We start from the raw sequence: 11,293 nt of genomic DNA, 5'->3' as shown, positions 1-11,293 counted from the left end.
GGTCTTCGATATCGCGCAGGCTCAGCGGGAACCGGTAATAGAGCCATACCGCATGCGCGATGATCTCGGCTGGAAAGCGGTGGCGTTTGTATCGGGCGGACGCATCGTCAGTCATGCCGATAGACTATTGCCTCGATCCGCACCAGCCGGTTAAGGCGACGCCTCCGTCATTGTTCCAGCGAGGTGTACTCTCTCCGCGCCAAAATGCGAGGCCGCCTCAATTCATCCTATCCTAACACCGGTTGGGGGAGCATGACGGCACGCAGATCCTTGAGCTGTGCGCCTGCAGAATGACTGAGATTGCCACCTATGCCACAGGCGGAAGTCATGCTTCCATTTACCCCATGCACCTCATTCGACAGTAGCGGTCCAAACAGCTTACACCGCCTCATGCATAGGATTTTTAGAGCGTAGCCGCTTTGAATCCGCCGAGCCAGATCCAGAACCCTTCGTGCAGCTCCGGCTCAGAGTCGCCAGGCATTTCTAAAGGTGCGAACCAGCATTGCTGCGTCGTAGAGACTAGCCGCATGCAGGGCTGGGAATTCGGCCCCCACCCGCTCCGGGGGCGATGCTCGTAAGCTGATAATACACTTGCTCCCCTCAATGACGCTCATTCTTCGCAGCTACGCATCGATTGGGCTTTTATCATTTACGTTCAGCGTCAACGATATTTCTAACCTCCGTCGATAATATAATATTTGATTATAGATAGCGCAATAATTGGCATTTGACTAAGCGTTATCATGTTGAAATATTATGCATATAGGCGGCATGAAGGCAGCCAGGGCTGAGGTGTGGAGCCGGACGTAGCTGCAGTGCCTAACACCGAATCCTGCCTACAGCGCGACCTGTAGTTGGCACGATTCCATGAATGCAGGAGCAAGACGATGATCACACGTCGAGACAGAACACCAATCATGCATCGGTCAGTTGAATATGCTGATGTGATTTACTTCGGTGGCGTGCTGGCCGATGAACTCAAGGGCGCCTCGATGCGGGCCCAAACGACGCAAGTTTGTGCCAAGCTCGACAAATTCCTCGCAGAAGCGGGAACCGACAAGACGAAACTAATTTCCGCGACCTTGTTCATCACTGACATGAACCTGAAGCAAGAGATGAACGACGTCTGGACTTCTTGGCTCGACGCACAGGATTTGCCCGCGCGTGCGACGATAGGGGTTTCAGATCTTGGCCAGGACGTCCTGATCGAAATCGTCGTTACCGCAGCAAGGTAAGGCACGCCGAATTTTATCACCTACCGCGAAACGGTGGCTAGGCAGCGAGAGACTGTCGGCTCCGCGGGAGCATCCTATGTCTGAGAACCACAAAAAAGTAGGCATCGCTGGAGCCGGAATCGTCGGCGTATGCACGGCGCTGATGCTTCAGCGCCGCGGATTCAAAGTCACCTTGATTGACCCGAACCCTCCTGGCGAAGGTGCATCGTTTGGGAATGCCGGATGCTTCAACGGCTCATCCGTCGTCCCTATGTCCATGCCGGGAAACTTGACGAGCGTGCCGAAGTGGCTCCTTGACCCGATGGGGCCGTTGTCAATCCGGTTCAGCTATTTTCCAACCATCATGCCCTGGTTGATTCGCTTTCTGTTAGCCGGAAGACCAAACAAGGTGAAGGAGCAGGCGAAAGCACTCCGCAATCTCATCAAGTCCACGGTGCCTCTGATCAAGTCATTGGCGGAGGAGGCTGATGCGAGCCATCTGATCCGCCATGAAGGTCATCTGACCGTATATCGTGGAGAAGCAGACTTCGCCAAGGACCGCGGAGGTTGGGAACTGCGGCGTCTCAACGGTGTTCGCACGCAGATCCTCAGCGCCGATGCGTTGCGGGATTTCGATCCGAACTTGTCGCATGCGTTTACCAAGGGCATTCTTATAGAAGAGAACGGTCACACGATTAATCCGCAAGGGCTCGTGACCCTCTTGTTTCGGCGTTTTATCGCGAACGGTGGCGAATTCGTATCTGCGCGTGTCATCGGCTTTGAGACTGAAGGTAGGGCGCTTAAAGGCATTACAACCACGAACGGCGTTCTGGCCGTTGATGCAGCGGTTGTCGCAGCCGGCGCACACTCGAAATCACTTGCTAATTCGCTAGGCGATGACATCCCGCTCGATACCGAACGTGGATATCATATCGTCATCGCGAATCCGGAAGCCGCTCCACGCATTCCGACGACCGATGCGTCAGGAAAATTCATCGCGACACCTATGGAAATGGGGCTTCGCGTGGCGGGTACGGTTGAGTTCGCTGGGCTCACAGCCGCTCCTAACTGGAAACGTGCGCATGTGCTCTATACGCACGCTCGAAAACTTCTTCCAGCCCTCGCGCCTGCGAGTTCTGAAGAACGATATTCCAAATGGATGGGGTTCCGGCCGAGCATCCCGGATTCGCTCCCCGTGATTGGCCGGGCAACCCGGACACCCGACGTAATCTATGCTTTCGGCCATGGTCATCTCGGCATGACAGGGGCGCCGATGACCGCAACGCTCGTCTCAGAGCTCCTCGCAGGCGAAAAGACCTCAATCGACATTTCGCCCTTCGCACCAAACCGCTTTGGTATTGGCAAATCCAAGCAAACGGGTCCGGCAAGTTAAGTACTTACGCGGTCGTGAGTACAGCGCAGAGCCGGTGTCAAGATCAATCTGCACCTCGCAATCACCTCGGAGACGCGAAATGGCGCAAATAGAACACATATTAACGAGTCACGCCCCGAAGCCTTTGGGTCACTACAGTCAGGCGGCCCGAGCGGGTGGATTCATTCATGTTTCCGGTCAGCTTCCGATCAAACCAGAAGGCCAGTCGGAGCAATCTGACGATCTCTTCGATAACCAGGCCAGTCTCGTTCTCCGGAATTTGCTGGCCGTACTCGAGGCGGCTGGTGCGACGCCTTCTCATGTCGTGAAAGTCACAGCTTACATCGTCGGCGTCGAGCATTGGAGCAGCTTCAACGCAGCATATGCCAAGGCGTTCGGTGAAGCGCGTCCTGCCCGGTCGGTCGTTCCAGTGCCGGCGCTTCATCATGGATACCTCATCGAACTTGATGCTGTTGCTCTCGATCCGAGCGATACCGATCGAGGCGCCGCAGCGATTACAGCGTAAGGAGCGCGCTTGGATATGTACATTCCGAATCTTACCGACGTGCTTGCAGCACGAGCCTTAATCGAACCCCATATTCATCGCACACCCGTTCTCACATCGACATTCATCAATGGACTTGCTGGCGCCGAACTCTTCTTCAAGTGCGAGAACCTTCAGAAGGCTGGGGCCTTCAAAGCGCGCGGCGCGTCGAACGCGGTGTTTGGCCTGAACGACGAGCAGGCGAAGAAGGGTGTTGCAACGCACTCGTCCGGCAATCACGGAACCTGCCTTTCCTATGCAGCTGGTCGGCGCGGCATTCCCTGCACCGTAGTGATGCCGCGCACCGCGCCGCAGGCTAAGAAGGATGCGGTCCGGGGCTACGGCGGTCGTGTCGTCGAATGCGAGCCGTCAACCTCGTCGCGTGAGGCCGTCTTTGCCGAGGTTGTTGCCGAGACCGGCGCGGAATTCGTGCATCCCTATAACGACCATCGTGTCATCGCCGGGCAGGCGACCTGCTCTGCCGAGTTGATCGAGCAGGTCGACGGTCTCGACGCCGTGCTCGCGCCGATTGGCGGCGGCGGCATGGTGTCGGGAAGCTGCCTGACGCTCTCCAATCTCGCGCCCGGCGTAAAGATCTACGCCGCCGAGCCCGAGCAGGCCGACGACGCCTACCGTAGCTTCAAGGCCGGCCGCATCATCGCCGACGACGCGCCAGAAACGGTCGCCGACGGCCTGAAAGTGCCGCTGAAGGAACTGACCTGGCATTTCGTGAAGAACAACGTCACCGACATCCTGACGGCTTCCGAGCAGGAGATCGTCGACGCGATGAAGCTGATCTGGAAGCGCATGAAGATCGTGATGGAGCCGTCCAGCGCCGTGCCGCTGGCGACCATCCTGAAGAACCCTGATGTCTTTGCCGGCAAGCGCGTCGGCGTGATCGTGACGGGCGGCAATGTGGATCTCGACAAATTACCGTGGAACTGAGGAGAAGAGCATGAACGCGACGACTCAAACTGAACAACTCGACGTCGGTTTCGACGTGCCGGCGGTCCCCGGCATGGACGAATCCCAGATCCAGACGCCCTGCCTGATCCTCGACCTCGACGCGCTGGAGCGCAATATCCGCAAGATGGGCGATTACGCCAAGGCGAACGGTATGCGCCATCGCAGCCACGGCAAGATGCATAAGTCGGTTGACGTGCAGAAACTGCAGGAGAGGCTCGGCGGCTCGGTCGGCGTCTGCTGCCAGAAGGTCAGCGAGGCGGAAGTCTTCGTGCGCGGCGGCATCAAGGACGTGCTGGTGTCGAACCAGGTGCGCGACCCGGCCAAGATCGACCGGCTGGCCCGCCTGCCCAAGCTCGGCTCGCGCATCATCGTCTGCGTCGATGACGTTGCCAACATCGCTGACCTGTCTGCTGCCGCCGAAAAGCACGGCACGCAGCTCGAAATCTTCGTGGAGATCGACTGCGGCGCCGGCCGCTGCGGCGTCACCTCGACCGACGCCGTCGTGAAGATCGCCCAGGCCGCCGACGCGGCGCCGGGCCTCAAGTTCACCGGCATCCAGGCCTACCAGGGCGCGATGCAGCACATCGACAGCTATGAGGCGCGTAAGGAGAAGCTCGACGCGGCGATCGCCATGGTCAAGGACGCCGTCGAGGGCCTGAAGGCTGTCGGGCTGGAGCCGGAACTGGTTTCCGGCGGCGGCACCGGCTCCTATTATTTCGAGACGGGCTCGGGCGTCTATAACGAGCTGCAATGCGGCTCCTACGCCTTCATGGACGCTGACTACGGCCGCATCCTCGATAAGGATGGCCACCGCATCGACAAGGGCGAATGGGAGAACGCGCTGTTCATCCTGACCAGCGTGATGAGCCACGCCAAGCCCGACCGCGCCATCTGCGACGCCGGCCTCAAGGCGCAATCGGTCGACAGCGGCCTGCCCTTCATCTACGGCCGCGACGACGTGAAATACATCAAGTGCAGCGACGAGCACGGTGTGATCGATGACCCCAAGGGCGTGCTGAAGGTCAACGACAAGCTCAGGCTGGTGCCCGGCCATTGCGATCCGACCTGCAACGTCCATGACTGGTATGTCGGGGTGCGCAACGGTAAGGTCGAGACGGTCTGGCCGGTGTCGGCACGCGGCAAGGCGTATTGAGAACGTACCTGCGAAGCGCAACTGGGCGCTCCGGTGTTATTCTTGGAGGAGTCAATCCATGATCATCGTACCGGAGCGTCTGATCTCCGACCTCATGAGCGAGGCCGCTGTCTTTGAAGCCATCGAAAGCGTCTTCGCTGCCATGGCGCGAGACGAGGCCCGTAACTTCCCCGTCATCCGAGAGGCGATCGGCTATGCCGACGCGCTCTACGGCTTCAAGGCTGGCTTCGACAGTGCGGGGCTCGTCCTTGGGGTCAAGGCGGGCGGCTACTGGCCGGGCAACATGGCGAAGGGCTTGACCAACCACCAGTCCACGGTGCTGCTGTTCGACCCGGACACCGGCCGGATCAAGGCGGCGGTCGGCGGTAACCTGCTGACCGCGCTGCGCACGGCCGCCGCCTCGGCGGTGTCGATCAAGCATCTGGCCCGCCCCGACGCCCGCGTGCTCGGCATGGTCGGGGCCGGTCACCAGTCCGCCTTCCAGATGCGCGCCGCAGTGCGGGCGCGCAAATTCGACAAGGTGGTTGGTTGGAACTTGCACCCCGAAATGCTGTCGCGGCTGGCCGACACGGCGGTCGAACTCGGCCTGCCTTTCGAGGTGGTCGACCTGCCACAACTCGGGGCACAGGCCGATGTCATCATCACGATCACATCCAGCTTCGCACCGATTCTTCTTTCCGGGCATATTCGCCCAGGAACCCATCTCGCTTGCATGGGGACCGACACTAAAGGGAAGCAGGAAGTAGAGGCGGCTCTTTTCCCACGCGCTCGGCTCTTTGCCGATGAGGTTGAACAGTCCGTCACCATCGGTGAGGCGCAGCACGCGGTGGCGCAGGGATTGATCGCGACCGGCGACATCACGCCGCTCGGCGCGGTGATCGCCGGCCTGGCGCCGGGGCGGACCTCGCCGGAGGAGATCACGTTGTTCGACGGCACGGGCGTTGGCCTCCAGGATCTCGCGGTGGCGTCAGTTGCGGTGGATATTGCTCGGGCGCGAGGGCTCGCCCTGGAAGTGGAGCTTTAGTTCTGCGCGCGATTGACATTGAGGGAGATGGCTTGACGTCGGACTTGGATTGCCAGATCAGCCCGCACTCTGTAGTGACCGCGCTGAAGAATGTGCCCCCAAACCCATTTTCGCGATATCAGTCGTTCATGACGATGAGGATAACATACGGCTAGGCAAGCTTTGCTGAAGTCGATCGCTCCGAAAGAAAATTTCGAAAGCTTTTTCGAAACTCGACTATAAACTCGTTCGTAATCGAAGACGCTTTTATGTGCGTCGGTAGCACGATTGTCCAATTGATAGAGATTGGCGGATCGATTGGCCGAACTACCAAAGATGAAGAATATCTATCGGCAGTAAACGGATCGACGATCGAAACGCCGAATCCTGCTGAAACCATACCACAAACAATCATGGAGAGTGGAGTTTCAGCCTTAATACGTCTGATTATTCCTCGCTCGCGCATTATGGCATCGACCATGACATGCATTACCGACGGCTGTATGAGTGAGATGAAATCCTCATTGTCAAAGTCCTCGGGAACGATTCGCTCGCGTTCCACGAGCCGGTGTTGGAGAGGGAGCACCGCTACCATATCGCAGGGTGGCAGTTCTTCGATGGTGACGTTGGTGAGTTGCGTGTTCTCGACGATTCCGAGATCACAATGGCCGGTGCTGATCCATTCGAGGACGAGATGAGAATTCATGCCGTGAAGCGACATATTTAACGATGGCCTTTTGGCAAGAAAACCTGCGGCAAAGGCCGGCAGGAACCCGTTTGCTAGTCCCGGCAGTGCCGCGATGCGCAGAGAACCTCCTCGTCTTTCTCTCAAATCGCGCGCCAAGCCGGCGATACGCTCAAGTCCAACAAATGAGCGGTCGATCTCGCGATAGAGTGCCATCGCGTCGCCGGTTGCAACAAGTCGACCTCCAGAGCGTTCGAACAAATTCAAGCGCGTCTCGTATTCCAAATCTTTCACGAGCCGACTGACCGCAGGTTGAGTGATTCCGAGAATGTCCGCCGCAGTCGACACTGAACCGCTGATGATGACCGCGCGGAACGCCTCCACCTGCCTATGCTTCAGCATAATCTTCTCCATCATATAATATTTGCACATAGATCGGCCGCTATAATGCATTTGACCGGCAGTCACCTATCGCATTTATTATACCCTCTAGGAAGAGGCAGCGACGGTCAAAATGGTTTGCGTGAACGTCACATGCGACTGACCGTGTTGTGAGGCGGTGTGTCGTGGCCGGTGCCTTTTCTGTTTGGGAGCAGTCGCAAGGCAACGTACCAATTGGATATTGAACATCCGCCACATGGGTCTGCAACGCGACCAAGAAACCAGCAGCCAGCTATCTCTTTCTAATTGCAACCTCTGGAGGAATACGATGTTGAAGAAACTTTGTGCTTTTGCAGTCGTCATGACAGCAATGTGTGGTGGTGCGTCGGCAGATGATCTCACCGGAACGCTGAAAAAGATCAAGGACACAGGAGTGATCACGGTCGGCAACCGCGACTCGTCCGTGCCCTTCTCATATCTCGACGACAAGCAGCAGCCGGTCGGTTATGCTGTTGATATCTGCCTGAAGGTCGTCGACGCCGTCAAAGAGCGGCTCAAGCTTGATAAGCTTGAGGTGCGATTTAACCCCGTTACTTCGGCAACGCGCATCCCGTTGATCGCAAACGGGACCGTTGATCTCGAGTGCGGCTCAACCTTCAATACTGCAGAGCGCCAGAAGCAGGTGGCGTTCAGCAATACATACTTTCTGACTGCAAACAGGTTCGTTGCCAAGAAATCGAGCAATCTCAACTCGATTGCCGACCTCAAAGGCCAGTCAGTCGTGTCGACATCCGGAACGGTCAATATCCAAGAGCTGAACGAAGTGAATACGGCGCAGCAACTCGGCATGAACATCATTGCCGCAAACGACCATGCGGAAGCGTTCCTTATGGTCGAAACGGGTCGTGCGGCAGCATTCGTGATGGACGACATTCTGCTGGCCTCGCTCGTTGCCGGGTCGCGCGATCCGTCCGGCTATGCAATCTCGCAGGATGCATTTTCCAATCCCCAACCCTATGCAATCATGCTCCGTCGCGACGACGCGGAGTTCAAGGAACTCGTAGATGACGCGACCGCCGCGCTCTACAAGAGCCCGGAGATGCTGGATATCTACAACAAGTGGTTCAACCAGGCCATCCCGCCCCGCGGGCTTAACCTGAACGTCCCGCTTGACCCGGCATTGAAGCGCGCGTTCGAGAACCCTTCCGACTCCGCCGACACGGCCTCCTACCTGCAATAATTCCAACAACTGCCTCATGGCGAAAGAACGTCGCCATGAGGCTTGGAGCGTACGGAGGGCTCTATGAACTATAACTGGAACTGGGGAATTCTCTTCCAGCAATCGCTGGATGGGTCGGGTAGTTACTTGGAAATGCTGTTGCGGGGTCTGCAAGTAACGCTAGTCACCGCAGTAGGTGCATGGCTTCTTGCGCTGGCACTGGGTCTTGTCGTCGGGGTGATGCGGACGATGCCGTCCGGGCCTGCCCAAAGGATTGCGAGCGCATATGTGGAATTGTTTCGCAACATTCCTTTCCTTGTACAGCTTTTCCTTTGGTATTTCGTGTTGCCTGAACTGCTACCGCAAAGCATGGGCAACTGGTTGAAAGCGTTGCCAAATTCGGCGTTCTGGACGACGGTCTTGGGGCTCGGCTTTTATATGTCGGCACGAGTCGCGGAACAGCTCCGTGCGGGCATCAGCTCACTGCCCCGTGGTCAGAAGCTGGCGGGTGCCGCAATCGGGCTTACGACACCGCAAACCTATCGATATGTTCTGCTGCCAATGGCATTTCGGATCATCCTGCCTCCACTGACGTCTGAGTTCCTGAACACGATCAAGAATACGTCGGTGGCACTCACGATCGGACTGGTAGAACTCACTGCCCGCGCCCGAGCCATGCAGGAATTCACCTTTCAGATATTCGAGGCGTTCACCGTCGCGACTGTCCTTTATCTCACTGTCAACATCCTGGTAACGATCGGGATGCGCTACCTTGAACACCGGGTTGCTGTACCTGGCTATACTGCGGGGCGTTAACGATGTTCTATAGTTTTGACTTCGACGTCATCGCCCGTTCTCTTCCCTATCTATTCTGGGATGGCATGCGTTTCACGCTGCTACTGACCGCGCTCGCCACCATCGGGGGGATCGTGCTTGGAACCCTCCTAGCACTCATGCGGCTTAGCTCGATCAAAGCCTTGTCGACACTCGCCGGCGGGTACGTGAACCTGATGCGGTCTCTTCCGCTCGTACTTGTAATTTTCTGGTTCTACTTCCTCGTCCCCTATATTGGGGCCTGGCTCATCGGAGCGAGCCAGCCGATCGCCGTGGGCGCATTTGCGTCGGCACTCATCACGTTCACCCTTTTCGAGGCAGCATACTTCTCAGAAATCATGCGAGCCGGAATCCAGTCGATCCCTCGCGGACAGACCGGCGCCGGGTATGCAATAGGGTTAAACTACTCACAGGTGATGGGCTATATCGTTCTGCCGCAGGCATTCCGCAATATGCTGCCGGTCATGTTGACGCAAACGATCATCCTCTTTCAAGATACATCTCTCGTATATGTCATTTCGCTGACAGACTTCCTCGGTGCTGCTTCTAAAGTCGCACAGCGCGATGGTCGCCTTGTGGAAATGTATCTCTTCGCGGCGATCATATACTTCGTGATCTCATTCGCCGCCTCCTTCCTGGTCAAGCGCCTCGAAGCGCGCACAGCAATCATACGGTGATCAAATGTCTGCTACGATCCAATCCCAAGTGTCCCCCAACACCTCGCGTCCGCTCGAAGGAGCAGCCATGATCGAACTCAGCCATGTTAGCAAATGGTACGGGCAGTCTTTTCGCGTGCTGACGGATTGTTCGACAAACGTCAACAAGGGCGAAGTTGTCGTGATTTGCGGTCCATCCGGGTCCGGGAAATCAACGCTCATTAAATGCGTTAATGCCTTGGAGCCCATCCAAGAGGGGAGAATTGTTCTCGACGGGGTTGAAGTTACTGACAAGAAGACGAATCTTACGAAGCTTCGCTCCCGGGTGGGTATGGTTTTCCAACATTTCGAACTTTTTCCCCACCTCCGAATTTATGAGAATCTCTGCCTGGGTCAGATGAAGGTACTTGGCCGGCGCCGCGATGAGGCGATGGCAAAGGCTATGAAACTCCTTGATCGAGTTGGGCTGAAGGCGCACGCGGAAAAATTCCCTGGCCAGCTTTCGGGAGGCCAGCAGCAGCGCGTGGCGATTGCGCGTGCGCTTGTCATGGACCCGATTTGCATGCTTTTCGATGAACCCACCTCAGCACTCGATCCTGAGATGATCAACGAAGTGCTCGACGTTATGGTCGAACTCGCGCAGGAAGGGATGACCATGATGGTTGTCACGCACGAAATGGGGTTTGCGAAGAAGGTAGCAGACCGCGTAATTTTTATGGACAAGGGCGAAATTGTCGAAGATGCGACGAAGAGTGACTTTTTCGGCACTCCTCGAAGTGAGCGAGCGCAAATGTTTCTTTCGAAAATACTATCGCACTAATGCATCCGACCGCCCAAACCCTCAATTACCTACATCGTTCATAGTCTTTGTGCCCCGTGAATCGACTGTGATTCCTTCTTTCACGTCGATCGCGGAGGCGTCAGAGATACGAGGGGAAGCCGACACCAGAGTGCCTGGTAAACGTCCGGTGAGGGTGCTGGGCGATGTACTACGGCAATAGCCGTTGAGCTTCGCGGTTTCGATGAGCGACGAGAGCGACGCCCTTGTCCGCTTCAGCAAACAACCGGTCCTTAGAGCCGAATGCGATTGGCCGGATCGCCTGTTCGGTGGCGCTATTGCCGATCTCGACAGTACTGTAGTTGAAGAAGCGGCACGGGGACGCCCAGCGGTAGCGTCGCCTTAACATGTGCGGCGGTATTTAGCGGCATGAGCCCGAACCCGCCGCCCGATGTTACGACGCCCCGCTATAAGCGTCATCGTTTTCC

General features: G+C 57.1%; 12 protein-coding genes and 1 pseudogene. 10 read left to right on the top strand and 3 right to left on the bottom strand.

The annotated features are described in order from the left end of the window. Window positions 1–115, bottom strand: a pseudogene (locus ASC75_RS26075) (IS6 family transposase); the annotation flags it as partial. 772 nt (window positions 116–887) lie between these two features. On the opposite strand from ASC75_RS26075, the gene ASC75_RS14070 reads away from it, so the two are divergent. From ASC75_RS14070 to bhcD, 6 genes are all read left to right on the top strand, one after another. Continuing rightward, the gene (locus tag ASC75_RS14070; protein ID WP_011578811.1) at window positions 888–1,235 is read left to right on the top strand and encodes a RidA family protein; all 348 of its coding nucleotides are present in this window, start codon (window positions 888–890) and stop codon (window positions 1,233–1,235) included. A gap of 76 nt (window positions 1,236–1,311) precedes the next feature. Next, window positions 1,312–2,607, top strand: a complete 1,296-nt coding sequence (locus tag ASC75_RS14065) for an FAD-binding oxidoreductase (protein ID WP_055976397.1) — start codon at window positions 1,312–1,314, stop codon at window positions 2,605–2,607. A 79-nt stretch (window positions 2,608–2,686) separates the two neighbouring features. Further along, complete coding sequence (locus ASC75_RS25590) at window positions 2,687–3,112, top strand: RidA family protein (protein WP_011578813.1); 426 nt, start codon at window positions 2,687–2,689, stop codon at window positions 3,110–3,112. A gap of 15 nt (window positions 3,113–3,127) precedes the next feature. Then, window positions 3,128–4,075, top strand: a complete 948-nt coding sequence (gene bhcB / locus ASC75_RS14055) for a beta-hydroxyaspartate dehydratase BhcB (RefSeq protein ID WP_055976391.1) — start codon at window positions 3,128–3,130, stop codon at window positions 4,073–4,075. Between the two features lie 10 nt (window positions 4,076–4,085). After that, window positions 4,086–5,249: a 3-hydroxy-D-aspartate aldolase BhcC gene (bhcC, locus tag ASC75_RS14050; protein WP_055976388.1), complete on the top strand. Its 1,164-nt coding sequence runs from the start codon at window positions 4,086–4,088 to the stop codon at window positions 5,247–5,249. A 58-nt stretch (window positions 5,250–5,307) separates the two neighbouring features. Then, window positions 5,308–6,273, top strand: a complete 966-nt coding sequence (bhcD, locus tag ASC75_RS14045; RefSeq protein ID WP_011578816.1) for an iminosuccinate reductase BhcD — start codon at window positions 5,308–5,310, stop codon at window positions 6,271–6,273. Window positions 6,274–6,424: 151 nt separating this feature from the next. Here bhcD and ASC75_RS14040 read toward each other — a convergent pair whose 3' ends face one another. Next, complete coding sequence (locus ASC75_RS14040) at window positions 6,425–7,354, bottom strand: LysR substrate-binding domain-containing protein (RefSeq protein WP_235923467.1); 930 nt, start codon at window positions 7,352–7,354, stop codon at window positions 6,425–6,427. 292 nt (window positions 7,355–7,646) lie between these two features. Between ASC75_RS14040 and ASC75_RS14035 the strand changes: the two genes are divergently transcribed. The 4 genes from ASC75_RS14035 to ASC75_RS14020 all read left to right on the top strand — a co-directional run bounded on the left by ASC75_RS14035 (window position 7,647) and on the right by ASC75_RS14020 (window position 10,847). Then, window positions 7,647–8,558 (top strand): amino acid ABC transporter substrate-binding protein, encoded by a 912-nt coding sequence (locus ASC75_RS14035; protein WP_011578818.1) that lies wholly within the window; start codon window positions 7,647–7,649, stop codon window positions 8,556–8,558. A 63-nt stretch (window positions 8,559–8,621) separates the two neighbouring features. After that, window positions 8,622–9,353 (top strand): amino acid ABC transporter permease, encoded by a 732-nt coding sequence (locus tag ASC75_RS14030; protein WP_011578819.1) that lies wholly within the window; start codon window positions 8,622–8,624, stop codon window positions 9,351–9,353. Between the two features lie 2 nt (window positions 9,354–9,355). Beyond that, the gene (locus ASC75_RS14025; protein WP_011578820.1) at window positions 9,356–10,048 is read left to right on the top strand and encodes an ABC transporter permease subunit; all 693 of its coding nucleotides are present in this window, start codon (window positions 9,356–9,358) and stop codon (window positions 10,046–10,048) included. A gap of 67 nt (window positions 10,049–10,115) precedes the next feature. Then, window positions 10,116–10,847: an amino acid ABC transporter ATP-binding protein gene (locus ASC75_RS14020; protein WP_041544187.1), complete on the top strand. Its 732-nt coding sequence runs from the start codon at window positions 10,116–10,118 to the stop codon at window positions 10,845–10,847. Window positions 10,848–11,016: 169 nt separating this feature from the next. Here ASC75_RS14020 and ASC75_RS26070 read toward each other — a convergent pair whose 3' ends face one another. Continuing rightward, the gene (locus tag ASC75_RS26070; RefSeq protein WP_151652619.1) at window positions 11,017–11,214 is read right to left on the bottom strand and encodes a transposase; all 198 of its coding nucleotides are present in this window, start codon (window positions 11,212–11,214) and stop codon (window positions 11,017–11,019) included. Between the last annotated feature and the right edge of the window lie 79 nt (window positions 11,215–11,293).

The organism is Aminobacter sp. DSM 101952 (assembly GCF_001424795.1).
In the GTDB taxonomy this organism is placed as follows: domain Bacteria; phylum Pseudomonadota; class Alphaproteobacteria; order Rhizobiales; family Rhizobiaceae; genus Aminobacter; species Aminobacter aganoensis.
The sequence above is the reverse complement of the archived record's forward strand: the minus strand, read 5'-3'. Positions and strand labels throughout refer to the sequence as shown.

Coding starts and splice junctions, on each gene's coding strand:
- ASC75_RS14070 (WP_011578811.1), top strand. CDS start 888: ATGATCACACGTCGAGACAGAACACCAATCATGCATCGGTCAGTTGAA.
- ASC75_RS14065 (WP_055976397.1), top strand. CDS start 1,312: ATGTCTGAGAACCACAAAAAAGTAGGCATCGCTGGAGCCGGAATCGTC.
- ASC75_RS25590 (WP_011578813.1), top strand. CDS start 2,687: ATGGCGCAAATAGAACACATATTAACGAGTCACGCCCCGAAGCCTTTG.
- bhcB (WP_055976391.1), top strand. CDS start 3,128: ATGTACATTCCGAATCTTACCGACGTGCTTGCAGCACGAGCCTTAATC.
- bhcC (WP_055976388.1), top strand. CDS start 4,086: ATGAACGCGACGACTCAAACTGAACAACTCGACGTCGGTTTCGACGTG.
- bhcD (WP_011578816.1), top strand. CDS start 5,308: ATGATCATCGTACCGGAGCGTCTGATCTCCGACCTCATGAGCGAGGCC.
- ASC75_RS14040 (WP_235923467.1), bottom strand. CDS start 7,354: ATGATGGAGAAGATTATGCTGAAGCATAGGCAGGTGGAGGCGTTCCGC.
- ASC75_RS14035 (WP_011578818.1), top strand. CDS start 7,647: ATGTTGAAGAAACTTTGTGCTTTTGCAGTCGTCATGACAGCAATGTGT.
- ASC75_RS14030 (WP_011578819.1), top strand. CDS start 8,622: ATGAACTATAACTGGAACTGGGGAATTCTCTTCCAGCAATCGCTGGAT.
- ASC75_RS14025 (WP_011578820.1), top strand. CDS start 9,356: ATGTTCTATAGTTTTGACTTCGACGTCATCGCCCGTTCTCTTCCCTAT.
- ASC75_RS14020 (WP_041544187.1), top strand. CDS start 10,116: ATGATCGAACTCAGCCATGTTAGCAAATGGTACGGGCAGTCTTTTCGC.
- ASC75_RS26070 (WP_151652619.1), bottom strand. CDS start 11,214: ATGTTAAGGCGACGCTACCGCTGGGCGTCCCCGTGCCGCTTCTTCAAC.